Annotated in this window: 17 protein-coding genes and 1 pseudogene; 8 read left to right on the top strand and 10 right to left on the bottom strand. The window is 70.8% G+C overall.

Going from position 1 to position 19,215, the window contains the following annotated elements; translation table 11 throughout:
• Positions 1-54 precede the first annotated feature (54 nt).
• The 4 genes from FB476_RS05975 to FB476_RS05960 form a co-directional block, all read right to left on the bottom strand.
• The gene (locus FB476_RS05975; protein ID WP_141817970.1) at positions 55-801 is read right to left on the bottom strand and encodes a B3/B4 domain-containing protein; all 747 of its coding nucleotides are present in this window, start codon (positions 799-801) and stop codon (positions 55-57) included.
• Positions 788-988, bottom strand: coding sequence for a hypothetical protein (locus FB476_RS05970; RefSeq protein WP_141817969.1), 201 nt, complete (start codon positions 986-988; stop codon positions 788-790). The genes FB476_RS05975 and FB476_RS05970 overlap by 14 nt, the downstream gene beginning before the upstream one ends.
• Positions 989-1,082: 94 nt before the next feature.
• Positions 1,083-1,964: an Ltp family lipoprotein gene (locus FB476_RS05965; RefSeq protein WP_141817968.1), complete on the bottom strand. Its 882-nt coding sequence runs from the start codon at positions 1,962-1,964 to the stop codon at positions 1,083-1,085.
• 167 nt (positions 1,965-2,131) lie between these two features.
• A complete protein-coding gene (locus FB476_RS05960) occupies positions 2,132-3,808 on the bottom strand; it encodes a nuclease-related domain-containing DEAD/DEAH box helicase (RefSeq protein ID WP_141817967.1) in 1,677 nt (558 codons plus the stop codon).
• A 424-nt stretch (positions 3,809-4,232) separates the two neighbouring features.
• Here FB476_RS05960 and FB476_RS05955 point away from each other — a divergent pair, with 424 nt between their 5' ends.
• Positions 4,233-5,651 carry a DUF5129 domain-containing protein gene (locus FB476_RS05955; RefSeq protein WP_170233539.1) on the top strand — a complete coding sequence of 473 codons (1,419 nt, stop codon included), beginning with the start codon at positions 4,233-4,235 and terminating at the stop codon, positions 5,649-5,651.
• Between the two features lie 13 nt (positions 5,652-5,664).
• Here FB476_RS05955 and FB476_RS05950 read toward each other — a convergent pair whose 3' ends face one another.
• The 4 genes from FB476_RS05950 to FB476_RS05935 are packed head-to-tail and all read right to left on the bottom strand — an operon-like array spanning position 5,665 to position 9,404.
• Positions 5,665-5,946, bottom strand: coding sequence for a ribosomal protein L7/L12 (locus tag FB476_RS05950; RefSeq protein ID WP_141817965.1), 282 nt, complete (start codon positions 5,944-5,946; stop codon positions 5,665-5,667).
• Between the two features lie 22 nt (positions 5,947-5,968).
• Complete coding sequence (locus FB476_RS05945; protein ID WP_141817964.1) at positions 5,969-7,600, bottom strand: SLC13 family permease; 1,632 nt, start codon at positions 7,598-7,600, stop codon at positions 5,969-5,971.
• A gap of 32 nt (positions 7,601-7,632) precedes the next feature.
• Positions 7,633-8,835 (bottom strand): MFS transporter, encoded by a 1,203-nt coding sequence (locus FB476_RS05940; RefSeq protein ID WP_141817963.1) that lies wholly within the window; start codon positions 8,833-8,835, stop codon positions 7,633-7,635.
• 26 nt (positions 8,836-8,861) lie between these two features.
• Complete coding sequence (locus tag FB476_RS05935) at positions 8,862-9,404, bottom strand: hypothetical protein (protein ID WP_141817962.1); 543 nt, start codon at positions 9,402-9,404, stop codon at positions 8,862-8,864.
• Between the two features lie 385 nt (positions 9,405-9,789).
• Here FB476_RS05935 and FB476_RS05930 point away from each other — a divergent pair, with 385 nt between their 5' ends.
• Positions 9,790-10,515: an AIM24 family protein gene (locus FB476_RS05930; protein WP_141817961.1), complete on the top strand. Its 726-nt coding sequence runs from the start codon at positions 9,790-9,792 to the stop codon at positions 10,513-10,515.
• 13 nt (positions 10,516-10,528) lie between these two features.
• Here FB476_RS05930 and FB476_RS05925 read toward each other — a convergent pair whose 3' ends face one another.
• Positions 10,529-11,869 (bottom strand): amidohydrolase family protein, encoded by a 1,341-nt coding sequence (locus tag FB476_RS05925; protein ID WP_141817960.1) that lies wholly within the window; start codon positions 11,867-11,869, stop codon positions 10,529-10,531.
• Between the two features lie 399 nt (positions 11,870-12,268).
• On the opposite strand from FB476_RS05925, the gene FB476_RS16640 reads away from it, so the two are divergent.
• Both FB476_RS16640 and FB476_RS05915 read left to right on the top strand, forming a co-directional pair.
• Entirely contained in the window at positions 12,269-12,466 is a 198-nt protein-coding gene (locus tag FB476_RS16640) for a dihydrofolate reductase family protein (RefSeq protein WP_202876916.1), read from the top strand.
• 52 nt (positions 12,467-12,518) lie between these two features.
• Entirely contained in the window at positions 12,519-14,132 is a 1,614-nt protein-coding gene (locus FB476_RS05915; RefSeq protein ID WP_238329570.1) for an MFS transporter, read from the top strand.
• Between the two features lie 102 nt (positions 14,133-14,234).
• On the opposite strand, the gene FB476_RS05910 is transcribed toward FB476_RS05915, so the two are convergent.
• Entirely contained in the window at positions 14,235-14,885 is a 651-nt protein-coding gene (locus FB476_RS05910) for an OB-fold protein (RefSeq protein ID WP_141817959.1), read from the bottom strand.
• Positions 14,886-15,226: 341 nt separating this feature from the next.
• Between FB476_RS05910 and FB476_RS05905 the strand changes: the two genes are divergently transcribed.
• The 4 genes and pseudogenes from FB476_RS05905 (at position 15,227) to FB476_RS05895 (ending at position 19,203) form a co-directional block, all read left to right on the top strand.
• Positions 15,227-15,529, top strand: a complete 303-nt coding sequence (locus FB476_RS05905; RefSeq protein ID WP_202876915.1) for a transposase — start codon at positions 15,227-15,229, stop codon at positions 15,527-15,529.
• A 63-nt stretch (positions 15,530-15,592) separates the two neighbouring features.
• Positions 15,593-15,847: pseudogene (locus tag FB476_RS17210) on the top strand (IS3 family transposase); the annotation flags it as partial.
• Positions 15,784-16,464 (top strand): DDE-type integrase/transposase/recombinase, encoded by a 681-nt coding sequence (locus FB476_RS16630; RefSeq protein ID WP_238329569.1) that lies wholly within the window; start codon positions 15,784-15,786, stop codon positions 16,462-16,464. The pseudogene FB476_RS17210 and the gene FB476_RS16630, both read left to right, overlap by 64 nt.
• A 306-nt stretch (positions 16,465-16,770) precedes the next feature.
• Positions 16,771-19,203 (top strand): M14 family metallopeptidase, encoded by a 2,433-nt coding sequence (locus tag FB476_RS05895; RefSeq protein WP_141817958.1) that lies wholly within the window; start codon positions 16,771-16,773, stop codon positions 19,201-19,203.
• The last annotated feature ends 12 nt before the right edge of the window (positions 19,204-19,215 follow it).

Here is a 19,215-nt window from a genome sequence, read left to right as displayed (position 1 = left end):
CCGGCCGGGGAGGTCCTGGCGGTGCGTCAGGCGGGCGCCGTCAGGCGGGCGGCATCAGACCGCGAGCAGGCGGCGGGCGCTGGTCAACGGCGGGCCCGCGGTGCCGAGGTGACCGACGAGGTCGTCGGCGGCGGCGTGCAGCGCGTCGTCCGCCATCGGGTCCAGGGCGTCGAGGATGAAGATCGCCGTCGTCGTGGCGCCGGTGAGCTGGGTGCGTCGGCCCTGGCGCCAGTTCCACCGGCGGCACGTGACGCCCGCGTCGTCGCGCCAGACCACCTCGCCGGCCTCGGGGTGCTCGACGACCGGCTCGCCGCCCGCGCTGGTGTCGAACGGCTCGTCGCCGACCGCCCGGACCAGCCGCGGCGGGCCGGTGTAGCGGTCGAGGTCCTCCCCGCCGAGCGGCATCTGGTGCAGCACCGAGACGGCGTTGTAGACGTCGGTGAGCCGGTTGACCCGGGGCAGCCCCTGGGGAGCCCGTCGCGTCAGCGCCTCGAGGCTGTTGCGGGTGCGCTGCGGCTTGGCGCCGAAGGACCGGTAGGCCTCACGCCAGGCCGCGATGTGCGGGAGCTCCTCGACCGGGTCGGCTGCCAGCAGCTCGCGCGCGTGCTCCTCGGCCCGCACGAGCAGCTCCTCGCTGACGGCGTCGCCCGCGGCCGGGTGCAGTCCTTCGACCACGACGAGCAGCGCCCGGTAGTCGGGGCGCAGCGCGAGGACGGCCTCGTCGACGGAGGCGGCGGCGAGCAGGTCGGCGGCAGGGCTGGTGGTCACGGCCGCATCTTGCCGCACGTCACGGCCAGGCATCCATCCGGCTCAGCGCCCCGCGCACCTCCCCGTAGATGTAGTCGGCGTAGGCCAGGTCGCAGAGCGGGCAGTGCGGCTCCTCGCGGCCGGGCGCGCACTGCACGAACCGGTGGCGGCACAGCAGCTGCCCGGCCGTCCGCGGGTCGGGCTCGTCGTCGATCGGGTCGTCGGGCGTGAGGTCGTCCATCTGTCGCCTTCGTGGTCGGTCGGGCTCGGTCGGTCGCTGTGGTCGGTCGACGGAGCGGGCACGGGGCGGCCGCCGTCGGCCGCCCCGGCCGGGCTCAGAGTCCTGCCTGGTCCACCCCGTAGACCGCCTGCTCCTGCGTGTAGCCCTCGAACACCAGCTGGTCGATGAGGCCCGACCGGGAGAAGGAGGTGAAGTCGAGGTAGTTCGCGGCGGCCTTGGCCGCCTGCTCGCGGTAGTCGACGTCGAGCTGGTCCACGCCCCAGGTCGCCTCCTCGGTCGAGTAGCCCTCGAACTCGAGCTGGTCGATCAGCCCGGACCGGGAGAACGCCGTGAAGTCCAGGTAGTTCTCGGCCGAGCGCCGGGCCTGCTCCCGGTAGTCGACGTCGAGCTGGTCGACGGCGAAGGTGGCGTCGGCCGTGGAGTAGCCCTCGAACTCGAGCTGGTCGATCAGGCCCGAGCGGGAGAAGGCGGTGAAGCGCAGGTAGTCCTGGGCCGAGCCGAGGGCGTTGGCCTGCGACCGGGTCATCTCCGGCTCGGCGGCGGCCTTCTCTGCCGCCTCCTTCTTGGCCGCCTCCTCTGCCGCAGCCTTGTCGGCGGCAGCCTTGTCGGCAGCGGCCTTGTCAGCAGCAGCCTTCTCCTCGGCCTCCTTCTCGGCGGCGGCGTCCTCCTCCGCAGCTGCCTTGTCGGCCGTCTTCGCCGCCTCGTCGGCGGCCGCCTTCTCCGCGGCAGCCGTCTCCGCAGCGGCCTTGTCGGCCGCCTCGTCCGCAGCGGCGTCCTTCGTCTCTGTCGTCGCCGCTGCCGCCTGCGCGGGACCCGTCGGGTCCTCGTCGTCGGACGTCGCGGCGTTGATGGCGACGACCGCCAGCAGCGCGGCGATCGCCACCAGCACCGGCCCCCGCCGGCGCTTCTTCTTCTCCCCTGCCGGGGCGGTCGCCCCGTCGGTCGGAGCCCACGGCTCCTGGCCTGCATGCGTCATCGCACGTCTTCCCCTCTGCTGCGTCCCCGCTCCGTCGCGAGGACTCCCTGTCCCGGGCTCACGCACCCGGGCGGCGGGATCGATCTCCCCGCCACGACAGACACTGGCAGCAGGGTCTGACAGACCCCCTCGGACGCACCCGCGGACCGGTGCGGACGGCATACCCGTCAGGCGCGGGACACCCCCAGCCGGCGGGCGATCTCCTCCCCGCCGGTGCGGCGGATCACCTCACCGTCACCCACCACGACGAGCCTGTCCGTCGCCCGGGAGAGGCCGACGTAGAGCCGTTCCTTGGACCGGTCCCGGGTGCCGTCCTCGTTGACGCACAGCACGACCGCGCGCCGCTCGAGACCCTTGCAGCCGAGCACGTGGCCGTAGAAGACGTCGTCGCTGTCCCAGAAGGTGCGCCAGTAACCCTCCTGGTCGAGGGATGCCTGCAGCTCGTTCTGCACGGGGTGGCGAGCGCCGGTCGTGATCAGCGCGACGTGCTCGGTGGGCCACCCCTCGTCCAGCAGGCGCAGCACCTCGTCGTCCGCGACGCCGAGGGCCTCCTCGGGCGAGGCCTGCACGAACCTCACCTCGTGCCCGTCGCCGCCGAGCGCCCGCATGCGCATCGGGGCCAGCGGCCCGAAGCTCTCGGCGATCTGCCTGGTGTTGCGCAGGTTGTGGTCGAGCACGAGCGGCACGAGCGCGACGGGCGGGCGACCGAAGCGCGCGAAGACCTTCTGGTTCTCGTCGGAGTAGACGTAGAGGCCGCCCTCCTCCGGGTCCCTGAGCGCGGCCAGCAACGGGGCCCACCAGTCCTCGGCGAAGTCCTGCGCCTCGTCGACGATGATCGCGTCGAACTTCTTGCCCTCGGGCAGGTCGGCGGCGAGCTGCGCCATCCTGGCCGGCAGCTCCTTCTCCCAGAAGTCGGAGTCGTGACGGTCTGCGGTGATCTCGGCGCCCCACGTCCTCCCGAGCTCCTCGAACCGCCCGTAGAACGCCGGTCGGGACTTGCGCGGCTCGTGGTCGAAGGACCGCTTGAACCACTCGCCGAGGCCGATCGAGTAGCACAGCAGCGCGACCCGCTGCGCCTTCTTCCCGCCGAAACCCTTGGTCAGCTGCTTGGCCTGGGTCATCGCGAGCACGGTCTTGCCGCTGCCCGCACCGCCCCGCACCTCCACGCGGTCGAGCAGCCGGGTGACCGAGAGGATCATCGCCTGCTCCTGCGTCAGGCGCTGGGCGCGCGCCTCGCGGTCGTCGGCCTCGGCCGTCACCTCGCGCTCCATGCGGTTGCGCCCGGACAGGATGTCCACGATCTCCGCGACGTCGTCCAGCGTCGGGACCCGGTGGTGGACGTCCTGGGTGCCGGTCAGAGCCCGCAGCCGCTTCGCCAGGTGCTTCTGGTCGTCCTTGCCGTGCACCATGTCGCGGCTGCACTCCGGCAGCGAGAAGTCGTCCGGGACGCTCGAGTAGGGGGTCACAACCGCGTGGGCCCACCGCACCCGGGTCGCGGAGGAGTCCTTCCAGCGCGGGTCGTCCTGGACGTACTTCCGTAGCGCGTGCTTGGTCCGCCTCGCCTGGCCCACGGGGTCGATCTCGCGGTCCGCTCCCCCGCCGTACTGGTGCCACCGGCCCTGCTCGTCCACCGTGACGCTGCCGCCCTTGACCTCGAGCACGACGATGCCGGCACCGGGCATCAGGACCACCAGGTCGGCCTCGTGGTCCTGCTCGTCGTCGGTGAGCCGTCGGTTGGCGAGCACCACGTCGTCCTCGCCGAGCTGGCCGACGAGCCGCCGCCAGACCTCGCGCTCGGCGTCGCTGGCGAACACCGGGTCCGCCGGGATCGTTCGTGCACCCATGTCCTACCTACCCCTGACCGGGCAGCGCTGCCCTCCGCGGGAAGCATAGGAGTCGGAGGCCGCGACGGGGCGGAGGCTGTCAGGATGTCGGCTCCCGCTGCGCCTGCACGTGGAGCGGCCGCACGGCATACCCCCGCGCCGAGCCACCCGTTCCGGCCTAGGCTCCTGCCGTGACTGCTTCTGGGAACGGCCGCCGCACGCTCGCCGACGTCGCACGGGTGGTGGTGGGTCTTCCCGGTGGGTGTCCTCGCAGCCGTCGTCGCCAAGCGGTCCCGACGGCCGTAGGCGGAACCGGAGCGGTCTGTCGCCCGTCCGAGGCGGGTCGCTACTGTGGCGGCAGCGCAGGTCGGACACCCAGGAACGGGAGCGGGCACGGATGTCGGTGGCGAGAAGGGCACTGGTCGGGGGCGTCGCGTCGTTGGGCGTGATCGGGGGCAGCGTGGGGCTGTGGGCCACCTCGGGCCCCGAGCACCCGGTGTCGCAGGTCGTGCTCGACGACGAGGCAGGGATCATCCACGAGCCCACGCTGCTCGCCGGGCTCGAGGACGTGCGCTTCTTCGAGCCGACCGACGTGGCGGTCTTCACCGTCCGCACCGGACGCTCCGACGACCTCGCCCTCAACGACGCCGTGCTCGCGCACGCCCGCTCGGAGCGGCCGGAGTGGCTCAGCCCCGACCAGCAGAAGTGGGCCGACGACCTCTACATCTTCGGCGTCGACCCGGAGGCCCGGCTCGTCGGCACCTACTTCGGCGAGAACCGCAAGATCGGCCAGGACGCGCAGCTCGCGGTCCAGGACGCGACGAAGGACGACCTGCGGGCCGCCCAGTGGACCGAGGGCGCCATCACCGGTGTCGAGGCGGCCGCGGCGCGGATGAACGCGCCGTTCGCCCGCACCGCCGGCGGGGCGGTCGTCGGCGGTGCCGCCTCGCTGCTCACGCTGGGCGCGTCCGGCATCTACTACGGGGTCGGCCGCCGGCGGGCCCGTCGCAGCCAGGAGGCCCGGGCCGAGGGCGACCGCCGCCTGGCCGCGGTCGTCGCCGACTACGAGGTGACCGAGCTGCACGCGCGCCTCATCCCCGAGGAGTCGCGCTACGGCGGGCTCATGCTCCGCCGCTACGACGAGTACAAGCAGGGCTTCCGCGAGCTCACCGACCTCGGCAACGAGGTGCGGTCCCTCGGCGAGCGGGACTACGACCGCAAGGAGACGCTCGCGCGGCTCACGGCATACCGGGACCGGGCGCGGGAGCTGGACGACCTCGACGACGTCATCGCCGACACCGCGGCGCTGCTCAACCGGGACCGGGCCTGGCCCGAGGCCTGGCAGCGGCAGGTGCGCCCGGTGCGGGACGACCTGGAGAAGGTCCGGCCGATGCTCGAGTCGGAGCTCCCCCAGGGGGTGCGCGGCCGGCCGGAGGCGCTGGCGCTGCGCAGCTTCGCCTCGGAGGCCCTGACGCGACTCGACATGCTCCGTGGCCAGCTCGAGGACAGCACCATCTCCCCCGACGACGCGCTCGACGCGCTGCGCTCCATCCGTGACGAGCTGACCACGCTGCTCGACAAGCTCACCCCCGTCGTCGCCGAGGAGATGGACGACGAGTCCGAGCGCGAGATGCTCGAGGAGGCCCTGCGGCGCGAGCGGAGGGCCCGGCGCCGCGAGACCACCATCATCACCACCACCCACCCGAGCTGGGTCTGGTATCCCGTCGACGGATTCTCGCGCGGCTACCGCGAGGGCATGTCGAAGGTGGAGTCCTCGCGGCAGTCCTCGTCCAGCGGGTCGTCGTCCGGCTTCAGCAGCAGCGGCGGCAGCTTCAGCGGGTCGGGCAGCTCCTCGCGCTTCTGAGGCGCGGCGACCCTCAGAGGCGGTCGACGGCCTCCTTGGCCTCGCGCAGCCCCATGCCGGTCCGCTCGCGGACGAGCTTGATGGCGGCGATGGGCCCGGTCTCGGCCTTCATCCGGCGTGCCTCGTCGACCCAGGGCTCCTCGGCGGGCGCGACCGCGGCCAGGGCGGCGGTGCTCACGCCCTGCTCACGGGCGAGCAGCTCCACCACGGCTGTCAGGCGCTGGACCTGGGCCTTGAGGTCGGTGACCTGCCTGGTCAGCGAGCGGATCTGGTCGTCGTTGCCGAAGAGTCCCATCCGAGCAGGCTAACCGCCGCCGTCAGTAGACGATGCTGAAGACCCAGACAGCCAGCGTCATCACCGTGGCCGTGACGAGCACGATGCCGATGAGGTTGAGCCAGAGGCCGGCCTTGACCATCTGCGGGATGGTCACGTAGCCGGAGCCGAAGGCGATGGCGTTGGGCGGCGTCGCCACCGGCAGCATGAACGCGCAGGTGGCGGCGAGCGCGACCGGGATGGCGAGCAGCATCGGGTCGACGCCGAGGCCGAGCGCGACACCGCCGGCGACCGGCAGGAAGGTCGCGGCCGTCGCGGTGTTGGACGTCAGCTCGGTGAGGAAGATGATGCCGGCGGTGAAGATCACCACGAGGAGCACCATCGGCAGCCCGCCGAGGCCCTCGGCCTGGGTGCCGATCCACTCGGTCAGCCCCGAGGAGCCGAACTGCGCGGAGAGCGCGAGCCCGCCACCGAAGAGGAGCAGGACGCCCCAGGGCAGCGCGACCGCACTGTTCCAGTCCAGCAGGCGCACGCCACGGGCGGCACCGGCCGGCAGGAGGAAGAGGAGGATGGCGATGGTCATGGCGATGCCGGCGTCGTCGATCGGCGGCTCGTCGAAGAGGAGCGGGATGCTGACCCAAGAGGCGGCCGCGAGCACGAAGATGGCCAGCACCCGGATCTCCCCCTGGGACATCCGGCCCAGCTTGTCGATCTCCTTGGTCATCATCTCGCGACCCCCGGGGATCTCGTCGATCTCGGGCTTGAAGAAGACCTTGGTCAGCAGGAACCAGCAGATCGCCAGGAAGATCACCGCGAGCGGGACGCCGACCATCATCCACTGGCCGAAGCCGATGGTGATGTCGTGGTTCTCCGCGAGGTAGCCGACCAGCAGGGTGTTGGGCGGGGTGCCGATGATGGTGCCGAGCGAGCCGATCGACGCGGCGTAGGCGATCCCGAGCATGAGGGCGGTGCCGAAGTTGGACTCGATGACCGCGTCCTTGACCTCCTGGGAGGTCGGGTCGGCGTCCGCGTCGACCCGGTCCAGGGCGCCGTCCTCACCCGCCGCAGCGGTCGCGGTGCCCAGGCGGGCGACGAGCAGCAGGACGGACACCCCTATGGGGAGCATCATCACGGCCGTGGCGGTGTTGGACACCCACATCGACAGGAAGCCGGTGGCGATCATGAAGCCGGCGACGACCATGGCGGGGTTGGTCCCCATGGCGCGCACGGTGACCAGCGCGATGCGCCGGTGCAGGTTCCACCGCTGCATGGCCAGCGCCAGCATGAAGCCGCCCATGAAGAGGAAGATGATGTTGTTGCCGTATGACGCCCCCACATCGTTGACGCTGGCGTCACCGAGGACGGGGAAGACGACGAGCGGGACGAGGGCGGTGACGGGGATCGGCAGCGCCTCGGTCATCCACCAGACACCCATGAGAACGGCGACGGCCGCGGTCAGCCGTGCCGCGTGCGCCACGTCCCCGGGCATCACGAAGTAGACGAGCAGCGCAGCCAGGAGGCCGGCCGCCAGGCCGATCCACCGGATGCGGTTGGGACGCTCCTCCAGACCGGGGTCGCGCTCCCCGGGCGACTGCTGCTCGATCTCGGCCCCACGGTCCGGGTCGATTCCGTAGTCGCGCAGGTAGTCTCCCTGGACGGGATCGCGGTCGGCCATGGCGGGACTCCTCGACGTCGGGGACGGCGCCCTTACGCTACCGAGTCGGCGCGCACCAGCACCCGCTGAACCGCCAGTGTCGCGAGCGCAGCCGTGGCGACGCAGGCGACGACGCCGGGCCAGCCCACCGCCTCGAAGGCCAGGCCACCGGCCCAGCCGAGCACGCTGGAGCCGGCGTAGTAGGCCAGGTTGTAGAGGCCGGTCGACTGGCCACGGGCCGTCACCGCCCGGGCTCCGGCCCACCCGGACGCCACGGAGTGCGCGCCGAAGAAGCCGGCGGTGAGCACGACCAGGCCCGTCAGCACCAGCCACAGCGGACCGGTGAGGGTGAGCAGGAGGCCGGCGAGCATGACGAGGACGCTGCCGACGAGCACGGCATACCTCCCGTGCCGGGCGGCCAGCTCCCCCGCCCGCGGCGCGGAGACGGTGCCCGCGAGGTAGGCGAGGAAGACGAGCCCGACCACCCAGCCGGGCAGCAGGTAGGGCTCTGCCGTCAGCCGGAAGCCGAGGTAGTTGTAGACGGCGACGAAGCCGCCCATGAGCAGGAAGGCCGACAGGTAGAGCCCCACGAGCGACCGGTCCTGCAGGTTGACGAGCACCCGGCGGGTCTGGTCCAGGACGGTCCCGACGCGCACGGCCACGAAGCGCCGCTCCCGGGGTGCGAGGGCGACGAAGGCGACGGCGGCGAGCGCCGCCATCGCCGAGACGGTCGTCATACCCACCCGCCAGGAGCTGACGTCCGCGACCGGCGTGGCGACCACCCGCCCGAGCAGCCCACCGACGGTGGTGCCGCCCACGAACCAGCCCGCGGCGACCGAGGCGGCGCGGGCGTCGACCTCCTCGTTGAGGTAGGCCATCGCCAGGGCGGGGACGCCGCCGAGCGCCGCGCCCTCGAGCAGCCGCAGGGCGAGCACCAGCTCGAAGGTGGGGGCCCAGGCCGAGAGCAGACCGAGCACCGTGGCGCCCACGACGGCGACGATCATCGACCGCAGCCGCCCGAACCGGTCGCCGACGAAGGACCACGGCACGACGGCGAGCGCCAGCCCCAGCGTCGCGGCCGAGACGGTCAGGGCGGCTCGGTCGGCGCTCGTCCCGAGGTCCGTGGCGATCTGCGGCAGCACGCCCTGCGGGGAGTAGAGCTGGGCGAAGGTCGCGATGCCCGCGCACAGCAGCGCGGCCAGGAGGCGGCGGTATGCGGAGGTGCCGCGGGCGTGCCCGGGCTCGGGGTGAGTCACGGGTGCATGAAACCAGCCCGGGACGGCTACCGGTCGAGGAGGGTGCGCGCGATCTCCGTCAGCCCGGCCTCGGTGGCCGACGGCTCCGGCATGGCCGGGTCGTCGCCGAAGACGAACGCCTGGAGGGTGATCATCCACCGCTCGTCCCCCTGCCGGACGTGCAGCTGGGCGTCGTTGAGGATGAAGGCCTCCTCGCCCAGCCCGGGGATCTCGCGGTAGACGTCCTCGTCATCGGCGTACTGCTCCTGGTAGACCGAGAACAGGTCGTTCTGGTCCAGGGCGGCGGACAGGCCCTCGCCCTCGGCGTTGGTCAGCGCCATGCGGCAGGCGGCGACGTCGGTGCCGGGCTGCGGGGTGTCGAAGGTCAGGTCCGCGAAGGCGGTGTCGGGGTCCGCCGCGGTCAGCGCGTCGCAGACCCGGGTGGCCTCGTCGGACCCGGCCGCCTCCTCGGCGACCACGTCCTCGGTCTCGTCCATCGCGGCGCCCTCCTGGCCGGAGTCGCCCTCACCGGTGTCCCCCGCTCCCCCGTCGTCGGGGTCCTCGGCGGCGGGATCCTCGGCCGCAGCCACCGGCTCCTCCCTGGTCGCGTCATCGCCTCCACCGCAGGCCGTGAGGAGGAGCACGGCGAGGAGAGGGGCCGTGATGGCCAGGAACCGCCGGGGAGCTGCTGGGGCTGGGCGCATGGGGGCGACCTCTCTCGACGGTGAGCGTGGGAACAGTAAAGCGGCTCTCCAGGGGATGCGGCAAGGGCCAGGTGCGGGGTGAGGTGCCTGCCCGGCGAGCTCGTTCGAGGGCTTCATCGCCGTGCCGAGAAGTCCCGTCGTTGCCTGCTCCCTTGCTGACAAGTGCCTTCACCACCGACCACACTCGGTCATGGACGGTCCGGGGGCCTCCTCGCCCGCCGGCCCGGCCGCATACCGCGTCGACGACCCGCCCAGGCAAGGAGAAGCACCCATGGCGATCCACGGCTCCCTCTTCGAGGAGTTCAAGGAAACCGAGTCCCGCGACCAGTTCGTCCGGCAGAACTCCAAGCTGCTCAAGGTGCGGATGGACTACGGGCCGGTGAGCGCCCGGATCGGCTCGATGGTGGCCTACCAGGGTGACATCCGCTTCGCCAACCGCGGCTCGGGCGGGCTGGACCGCATGCTGAAGAAGGCGATGACCGGCGAGGGGGTGCCGATCATGGAGTGCACCGGCCAGGGCGAGCTCTTCCTCGCCGACAGCGCCGCCGACGTCCAGATCCTCTACCTCGACAACGACATGATCTCGGTCAACGGTGCCAACGTGCTCGCCTTCAGCTCCTCGATCGACTGGGACATCCACCGGGTCGCCGTGCGGGGCGGGATGATGGCCGGCGGCCTGTTCAACGTCGTGCTCAAGGGCTCGGGGTATGTCGCGGTGACCAGCAAGGGTGAGCCCGTCGCCCTGGACGTGGGGCAGGCGCCGACGTTCGCCGACGCGCACGCGGTCGTGCTGTGGACCGCCGGCGTGCGGATGGACGTGCGGGTCGACACCGGCGGGCTCGGCTCGCTGATCCGCGGCGGGACGGGCGAGACGATCCAGATGGCCTTCAGGGGGAACGGGCACGTCCTGGTCCAGCCGGCGGAGAACGCCCAGACCAGCGGCAGCGGCGAGCGGACCGGCCGCAGCGGAGGGTTGGGCGACCTGCTCGGAGGGTGAGGGGCGGCGCTGGTCAGGGCAGGTGGTCGACGACCTGTGTGCCGTCGCGCAGCACGAGGAGGACCTGCTTCACCGCCGTGATGTCGGTCAGCGGGTCGCCGTCGACGACGAGCAGGTCAGCCGGGCGACCCTCCTCGATCACCCCGATCTCGTCGGACCGCAGCACCTCCGCGGCGGTCGAGGTCGCGGCCCGCAGTGCCTGCCGCGGGCTCGCGCCGGCCTCGACCATCAGCTCGAGCTCGTGGAGCAACGAGGCCCCGAACTCCAGGCCGTTCATCGGGGCGTCGCTGCCCGCGACCGGTCGCCCGCCCGCGTCGAGGAACTCGGCGAAGCGCTCCTGCTGGGTGGGCAGCAGCGTGTCGCGCATCTTGGGCTCCATGACGGCGAAGGTCGGCGCGAGGGTGACGCCGTCGGCGACGACGCGCGCGAGGAGGTCGGGGTCCCAGCCGTCGGCGGTGCCCCGCGGCTCGAGGTGGTCGAGCCCGTCGACGCCCGCCTCGAGCACGTCGGTCAGGTCCTCCTGCGTGCCCCAGTGCGCGAAGACGGGTATGTCGTGCGCGTGCGCCTCGTCGACGATCGCCTCCAGCACGGGCAGCGGGATCGGGTCCATGACCAGACGGGCCGGGTCGCCCCGCTCCTGGATCACCTTGACCAGGTCGACGGGGTGCTCCCCGGTGGCCAGCTCGCGCACCTGGGCCCGGGCCTCCTCCGGGGTGGATGGCACACGGACGCCGGGGTCCTCGGTGCTGCCGCCGAGCGTGACGACGGGGTGGCCGTTGGGCGTGGTGAAGACCGGCCCGGCGGCGAAGACACGGGGCCCCGCGAGCTCACCGGCGTCGACCCGCCGCCTCAGCTCCAGGACCCACTGCGGGTCGTCGCCCATGCTCCGCACCGAGGTGATGCCGTGCTGCAGGTACGCCTCCCGGCGCGCTGCGGCATACCTGAAGTAGTGGTTGGCCCACGACGCGATGCTGGTCACGGCGTTCGTCCCGCTCGGCGCGAGGAGGTGGGCGTGGGAGTCGACGAGCCCGGGCAGCACGGTGGCGCCGGCGAGGTCGATCACGCGGGCGTCCTCGGGGACCGTCACCTCGCCCGCCGGTCCGACCTGCGCGACGCGACCGCCGCGAACGAGCACCGTCGCGCCGGTCAGGGGCTCGAGGTCAGGTCCGACGAGCACCGTCGCGCCGGTCAGCGCGAGCGGACGGGTCTCGGGGTCGGGCGCGCGGTAGATCGTGGCCTGGACCCAGGCGACCGTGCCGGCGACGACCAGGATGAGCGCCAGCAGCGGGTAGAGCACCAGCCGGCGCACCCAGCGCCATACCCGTCGGCCTCGCCGCTGCCCCCGTGCTGCCACTGTCGTCCTCCTGCTCCGGTGCACCAACCCTGCCAGAGGACACCGCCGACGGGCGATGACTTTGCCGAGATGGGCGGGTCGGACCAGGTGACCCCACCCGAAGGAGCACGTCATGAGCAGCAAGGTCGTCGCCTCGATCTCCACCTCGGTGGACGGCTGTCGTCGGTCCGGACGACCACGCGGGCCAGGGGCTCGGCGTCGGCGTGGTGGGGCGGGGCATGTACGACGCGGCCGGCGGCTGGGGCGGGACCAACCCCTTCGGCGGTCCCCTGGTCGTGCTCACCCATCGCGTCGAGGACCAGCCCGACCCGGCCGCGGGATTCGTCTTCGTCGACGACTTCGAGGCGGCGCTGGCGCGGGCGCGCGAGCTCTCCGGCGGCGGCACCGTGTCGCTCGGCGGTGGCGCGGACGTCATACGCCAGGGGCTGCGGGCGGGGGTGGTCGACCGAGCTCGCGATCTCCACGGCGCCGGTGGTCCTCGGTGGTGGGAAGCGGCTCTTCGAGGGCTTCGAGCAGGACCTCGACCTCGAGATCCTGCGGGTCTGGAGCTCCCGCTACGCGACCCACGTGAGGTATGCCGTGAGGGCTCGGAACTGACCCGACTTTTTTTGTCGACTACGTGTCGAAAACCGGAGTATCCTGGTTCTACGTGAGTACAGATACTGAACGGTTCCACCGGCTTCGGTGGTGGGGGCTCGCCGCGATCTCGGTGGGCGTGGCACTGATCATCATGGACGCGACCATCGTCTCGGTCGCGATGCCCAACATCATCGAGTCGCTGGATCTCTCCACGACCCAGGTGCAGTGGGTCCAGGAGATGTACACGCTCGTCTTCGCCGCCCTCCTGATGGTGTGGGGCACGATGAGCGACCGGCTCGGCCGGCGACGCGTCCTTGTCACCGGTCTCGTCATCTTCGTCGTGGCGAGCATCCTGTGCGCGTTCTCCCCGACGGGCACCTTCCTCATCGCGGCCCGCGCCCTGCAGGGCGTCGGTGGCTCGATGATCCTCCCGACCACGCTCGCGCTGCTCAACGCCACCTTCCAGGGCCGCGAGCGGGCCATCGCGTTCGCCGTCTGGGGCTCGACCATCGGGTCGATGGCCGCGGTCGGGCCGGTCCTGGGCGGCTGGCTGACCTCCGCCTTCTCCTGGCACTGGGCCTTCTGGATCAACCTGCCGTTCGGTGTCGTCGTCATCGCCCTGCTGCTGACCTGCGTGCCGGAGTCGCGTCAGCACGACGCCCCGCGCTTCACCGACTGGGTGGGCGCCGCCGCCTCGATCCTCGGCTTCGGCATGCTCGTCTTCGCCCTCATCGAGGGCCGCGCCCACGGCTGGTGGAAGGCGACCGAGTCGGCCGAGGTCAGCCTGGGCGACTTCAGCATCATCCCGGTGCTCTTCGTGGGCGCGATCATCGTGCTCGCCGGCCTGACCATGTGGGAGCGCGCCCGGGTGCGCGCCGGCAAGTCGGTCCTGGTCGACGTCACGCTCTTCGGCATCAAGTCCTTCAGCAACGGCAACATCACCGCGCTGACCGTCTCGCTCGGCGAGTTCGGCCTGATCCTGTCCCTGCCGCTGTGGTTCCAGTACGTCCGTGACATGGACGCCCTGCAGGCCGGCCTGGCCCTGCTGCCGCTCGCCGTCGGCTCGTTCCTGGCCAGCGGCGCCATCTCCGGGCTCTCCAAGCGCTTCCAGCCGGTCCAGCTCGTGCGGCTCGGCATCGTCCTGGAGATCCTCTCCCTCGCGGCCCTCGCGCTGCTGCTCAAGCCCGACTCCTCGCTCTGGGTGACCGGCGTGCCGCTGTTCTTCTACGGCATGGGCGTGGGCTTCGCGACCGCCCAGCTGACCCAGCTGATCCTCGTGGACGTGCCGGTCGACAAGTCCGGCCAGGCGTCCTCGACCCAGTCGACCTCGCGCCAGGTGGGCTCGGCGCTCGGCATCGCGATCCTCGGCACGGCGCTCTTCACGACGCTGCGCTCCGGCACCGAGTCGCGCCTGAGCGAGGAGATCGCCGCCGACCCGAGCGTGGGCGCCATCGTCAAGGGCGTCTCGGACTCCGCCGGCGCGCTCATCGGCCAGCTCTCCAGCAACCCGGCGACGGCCTACATCGCCGACGCGGCCCGCGAGGCGTTGACCCAGGGTGTCTCCGTGGCGGCCTGGACCGGCACCGTGGCCCTGATCATCGGTCTGCTCACGACCATCCCGCTGGGTCGCAAGGGCGACGAGGTGGTCGAGGAGCCGGAGGCGACCCCGGTCACCGAGGCCTGAGCCTCAGCACCGCCTTCTCGCTCTCGCCTGGCGACGCAGCGACGACAAGAGTAAGGGCGCCCAGGCTTTGCCTGGGCGCCCTTACTGGCGTGGTGACCTGAGTCAGTTGATGGACTCCACGTCGACCGAGTAGCCCAGGATCTCGCCAACGTCGGTGACCGTTCCCGTGACGGTCACCTCCTGTCCGATGGAGAAGCCGCTCACAGCGTCAAGGTGGCTGTCATCGATGTAGAGCTGCACACCGGTAAAGGTGAACTCATCATCACCGCGGATGCTGAAGTAGTCACCAGAGGCATCGATGTTGTCGAGGTAGCCGGTGACGATGATCTTCTTACCCTCGTACTTGTTCGCCGCAGCGAGAGCGTTGTTCTCGAGGTCCGCGATCATCTCCTGAGCCGTCACCTCCATGGCAGGCTCCTCGGCGGGGGCCTCCTCCTCGGCGGGGGCCTCCTCCTCGGCGGCAGCGTCATCTTCAGCCGCAGCGTCATTCGAAGCCGCGGGCTGCTGGGCCGTCTGGCCCGCCGAGGTTGTGCTGTCCGCGGCAGGGTCGTCGCCACCAGACGTCGCAATACCGATGATGACGAACAGGGCGATCAGGCCCAGGAGCCAGAACCGCTTCTTCTTAAACCACGGTCGGCTGGCTTTGCGGTAAGCCTTGGCAGCCTTGGCCTGAGCCTTGGCGTCCTTCGCGGAGGTGAACTGCTGGTCCTGCATCGGGCTGCTCCCCGGCGCAGGAGGCGGAATGGTCGACATCGACTGTTCTCCTGTGACTGACTGATGGACTACGTCCACACAAAGGGCAGGCGAGTTGGACCAACTCGCCCAGAGTTGGGCGCGATACTTGCCCCCACCGCGGAGGATACCCACAGGCTTGACCGGCCACAAAGTCCGCCATCGTGGCTCTTTACCTCTACTAAACGTGCGCTATATCAACTTAAGCCCCTAGGCCACCGCCGATGGACGCTGCGGTTCGACCGACAAGCCGGGCCACCTCCGGTTCCGCGCCCGCGGCCGTCTCCCACGAGCATCCAGCGCTGGCGACGGACTGAGGTTCCCCCCCCCCCCCCCCCCCCCGGAGCGTAGAGGCATCCACAATGAGGATCGAGATGCCACAGAAGCGCAAGAAGTACGACCGGGAGTTCCGTGAGGGAGCGGTCCGGATCGTCGAGGAGACGAACAAGCCGATCGCGCAGGTCGCTCGAGATCTGGGCGTGAACGAGGGCACGCTGGGCAACTGGGTCCAACGCGCTCGTGCCGCACGCGAAGGTCATGGCGAGCTGTCCAAGGACGACTACGAGGAGCTGAAACGGCTCCGCGCCGAGGTCGCCGAGCTGCGGATGGAGCGCGATGTCCTCAAGCGATCCGTGGTCCTGTGGGTGAAGGAGGCGACGAAGTGAGCGTGGCACGCTTCATCGCCGACCAGAGGACCAACTACGCCGTGCCACACGACCGTCTGCGCGCTGCTCGGAGTCTCCGAGGCGTGGTTCTACAAGTGGATCAAGCGCGCGGACGGCCCGGGCGCCGCGAGCGGGCTGTTCACCGACACCGACCGGCGGCGCGACACCGTCGACCGGGCCGTGGCCGTCGCGTTTCGCAAGGCGGAGGGCCTGCACGGATCGCCCCGCCTGCGCGAGGACCTGCGCGAGGCCGGATGGCGGGTCAGCGAGAAGACGGTCGCCGAGTCGATGCGCCGTCAGGGCCTGGTGGCCCGCGTGATCAAGCGCCGCAGCGGCCTGACCAGGCAGGACAGGACCGCACCCAAGTTCCCGGACCTGGTGCGTCGCGACTTCACCGCGCCGGCGCCCAACGACAAGTGGGTCGGCGACATCACCGAGATCCCCACGGCCGAGGGCAAGCTGTACCTGGCCACCGTGATCGACCTGACTCGCGCCGGCTGCTCGGCGCCGCGACCAGCGCCCACCCCGACGCTGACCTGGCGTGCGCGGCGATCCGGATGGCCGTCACCGCTCGCGGCGGCAAGGAGGCGATCTGGCGCGAGGACGAGGCCAACCGCGTCATCTTCCACACCGACAGGGGCTCGACCTACACGGCGACCTCGTTCACCCGGCTCTGCGCCGACCTCGGGATCCGCCAGTCGATGGGCCGGGTCGGCTCGTGCTTCGACAACGCCGCCGCCGAGGCGTTCTTCTCCTCCCTGGAGTGGGAAGTCCTGTCCCGGCACGAGTTCGACACCCGGGCCCAGGCCCGGGCCGTCGTCATCGACTGGGCCTACGGGTTCTACAACCACCAACGCCGGCACAGCGCCGCTGGCATGATGTCCCCGGTCAACTACGAGCAGACCACCGCGACGCCCATCCCGGACGCCGCGTAGCCGCAAGCCCTCCACGATCTGGGGGGGAACCGCAGACCGCAAGAGCATCCAGGTCGGACCGGGCCGACCTAGGCCACCATCACCCACGCGCGTCCCGTGCGACAGACAGCGGAGTTCCAACCCCAACTTGGCACCACAGCCATTAACACGCGTACCGGCGTACTGGCCGACTTTCCGTAAGGGAATGTTGACGCACTTGTAAAGCGACGCTATACATGGCGCGGGGGTCCGCCCGCCGGCGTGCCGGCATCCATCCCAGTGCTGGGGAGCGGCGCTCCCCACCCACCCAAGGAGATACAAGGCAGTATGTCCAGATCCTTACGGGCCCGCGCCTTCGGCGGGGCCATGTCGCTCACCTGCGGCGCCGCTCTCATCGCATCCACCTTCACGGTGCCCGCCGCGGTCGGCACCGAGGCCCTCCCGGAGCTCATGCGGGAGGCCGACGAAGAGGCCAGCGTGGTCGAAGTCGTCGTCGCTGACGCCACCGAGCTCGACCGCCTCGTCGACACCGGCGCCGACCTGGACCACGCGGTCCACGACAACCCGGACGGCACCTACACCGCCCACGTCGTCGCCACCCCGGGCGAGGTCGCTGCCCTCGCTGCCTACGGCTTCAACATCGGTGACGTCGTGCACGACGAGGACGACACCGAGGCTGCGCTCGCCGAGCGCGAGGCGACCATCTCGGCCGCCCGCGCCGAGAACGCTGCGTTCGCCGCGGAGGTTGCTGCGTCGGCCGAGGTGGCCGACGTCAAGGTCATCCGCGCCGACTACTACACCAACTTCGGCCAGGGCTACCTCTCGGTCGAGGCGAAGTGGACCAACGGTCAGAACTCCACGTCGACGCTGCTCGTCGAGCGCGACAGCGGCCCCGGTACGGAGATCGGCTCCGGCGGCACCCAGAACATCACCCGCTTCGTGGACGCGAGCGTCTACATGTACCACCGCGGCGCATCGACCGTCTCGACCCGCCCGGACAAGATCCGGGTCACCAGCCCGAGCGGTGACAGCGTCGTCGTCGAGGTCACGGACTGGCTGCCGATCGAGGGCGACAGCATCTTCGGCCCCAACTACCAGACCGACTTCATCAACTCCTACCTCACCCCGACCGAGCTCTACCAGCGCATCCACGACCTGCAGGCCGAGTTCCCGCAGATCTCGGAGATCGTCGAGCTCCCCTACAAGACCAACGGCTACCGCCGCCTGGCGCAGGGCCTGCTCGGCACCGCGAACGCGAACCGGGTGGGCATCGACTCCAAGGCATGGGGTCACGAGGGGGGCAACGGCATCGTCGTCTCGACGGTCAACCCCGGCACCGCGAACAGCCCGCTGAACGTCTCCGTCAGCGGCAAGAACATCACCGTCAGCCTGGCGACCAACGCGAGCGGTGCCGTGACGAGCACGGCGGCGCAGGTGGCGGCGGCCATCAACGCCTCGCCCGAGGCGAGCGACCTGGTGACGGCCTACACCTACCGCGGCAACGCCGGCACCGGTGTCGTGGCGGCCGGCACGGCCACCCTCACCGACGGCCTGCAGGCGCCCGCTTCGGTCTCGCGCGAGCCGCAGACGGTCTACGCGCTGCGGATCGGCAAGGTCCGCGACGGCTCCAAGATGGGTGTCCTGGCCTACGCCCAGGAGCACGCGCGCGAGTGGGTCCCGCCGCTCGTGACGATCGAGGCCGCCGAGCGCCTGCTGCGCAACTACGCGCACGACGGCAAGACCAAGCAGCTGGTCAACAACCTCGACATCTGGATCGTGCCCTCGGTCAACCCCGACGGTGGTCACTACTCGTTCTACGACTACGCCTCGCAGCGCCGCAACATGACGCGGCACTGCGCGCTGACGGGCAACGCCGACTTCAGCGCCCGGAACTCGTGGGGCGTGGACATCAACCGCAACTACGACACCTACAGCCGGTTCGACGGCTACAACGGCGCCAGCTCCAGTTGCACCAGCGACACCTACGCGGGTCCCGCCGAGTTCAGCGAGCCGGAGAGCCGCAACATCGACTGGATCGCGGCCACCAACAGGAACATCAAGTTCTCGATGAACCTGCACAGCTCGGGCAACTACTTCATGTGGTCGCCGGGTGCGTACATCACCCCGGGTCGGATCTCGGCGCCGCGTCCGAGCCTGGCGGACGAGGCCTTCTTCTGGGGCGCCTCGTCGCGCATCCTCACCGAGATCAAGCGCTACCGCGGCATGTCGGTCACGCCGGCCCGCACCGGCCCGATCTCCGACGTCCTGTACTCGGCGGCCGGAAACTCCGGTGACATGCTCTGGTACAAGTACGGCATCTACGGCTGGAACTTCGAGGTCGGCACCCAGTTCCAGCCGCCGTTCGAGAACGCCAACCCTGCCGGCGCCTCGGCGCACGCGGAGTCGCAGGAGTACGCGAACGGTCTGATCGAGCTCATGCGCGTCGCGTACGACCTCGACAAGGATCACCAGAAGCCGAGCAGCTCGGTCGTCTCCAAGCCCAGCGCCACGCCCGGCATGATCGACGTCACGTTCGACGTGTCCGAGCCCGCCTCGGTCTTCTACACGCTGGACGGGTCCGCGCCCACCTTCGACTCCACCCTGTACGCCGCCTCCGGCGTCCGAGAGGGAGCGGAGACGATCACGGTTCCCAAGGGCACCACGATCAACTTCTTCTCGGTGGACGCAGCCGGCAACGTCGAGAAGAACTACCGTCCCGACGGCAAGGGGAAGAACTACAACAAGACGACCGTGAAGTGACGATCGCCCTGT

The sequence above is a fragment of the Ornithinimicrobium humiphilum genome (genome assembly GCF_006716885.1).
Taxonomy (GTDB): domain Bacteria; phylum Actinomycetota; class Actinomycetes; order Actinomycetales; family Dermatophilaceae; genus Ornithinicoccus; species Ornithinicoccus humiphilus.
This window is presented reverse-complemented; position numbering and strand designations above follow the sequence as displayed.

Excerpts from the sequence above, each read along its gene's own strand:
- FB476_RS05960 (WP_141817967.1), bottom strand. The coding sequence starts at position 3,808 with ATGGGTGCACGAACGATCCCGGCGGACCCGGTGTTCGCCAGCGACGCC.
- FB476_RS05930 (WP_141817961.1), top strand. The coding sequence starts at position 9,790 with ATGGCGATCCACGGCTCCCTCTTCGAGGAGTTCAAGGAAACCGAGTCC.
- FB476_RS05965 (WP_141817968.1), bottom strand. The coding sequence starts at position 1,964 with ATGACGCATGCAGGCCAGGAGCCGTGGGCTCCGACCGACGGGGCGACC.
- FB476_RS05975 (WP_141817970.1), bottom strand. The coding sequence starts at position 801 with ATGCCTGGCCGTGACGTGCGGCAAGATGCGGCCGTGACCACCAGCCCT.
- FB476_RS05895 (WP_141817958.1), top strand. The coding sequence starts at position 16,771 with ATGTCCAGATCCTTACGGGCCCGCGCCTTCGGCGGGGCCATGTCGCTC.
- FB476_RS05910 (WP_141817959.1), bottom strand. The coding sequence starts at position 14,885 with ATGTCGACCATTCCGCCTCCTGCGCCGGGGAGCAGCCCGATGCAGGAC.
- FB476_RS05970 (WP_141817969.1), bottom strand. The coding sequence starts at position 988 with ATGGACGACCTCACGCCCGACGACCCGATCGACGACGAGCCCGACCCG.
- FB476_RS05950 (WP_141817965.1), bottom strand. The coding sequence starts at position 5,946 with ATGGGACTCTTCGGCAACGACGACCAGATCCGCTCGCTGACCAGGCAG.
- FB476_RS05905 (WP_202876915.1), top strand. The coding sequence starts at position 15,227 with ATGAGGATCGAGATGCCACAGAAGCGCAAGAAGTACGACCGGGAGTTC.
- FB476_RS05945 (WP_141817964.1), bottom strand. The coding sequence starts at position 7,600 with ATGGCCGACCGCGATCCCGTCCAGGGAGACTACCTGCGCGACTACGGA.
- FB476_RS16630 (WP_238329569.1), top strand. The coding sequence starts at position 15,784 with ATGGCGGGTCAGCGAGAAGACGGTCGCCGAGTCGATGCGCCGTCAGGG.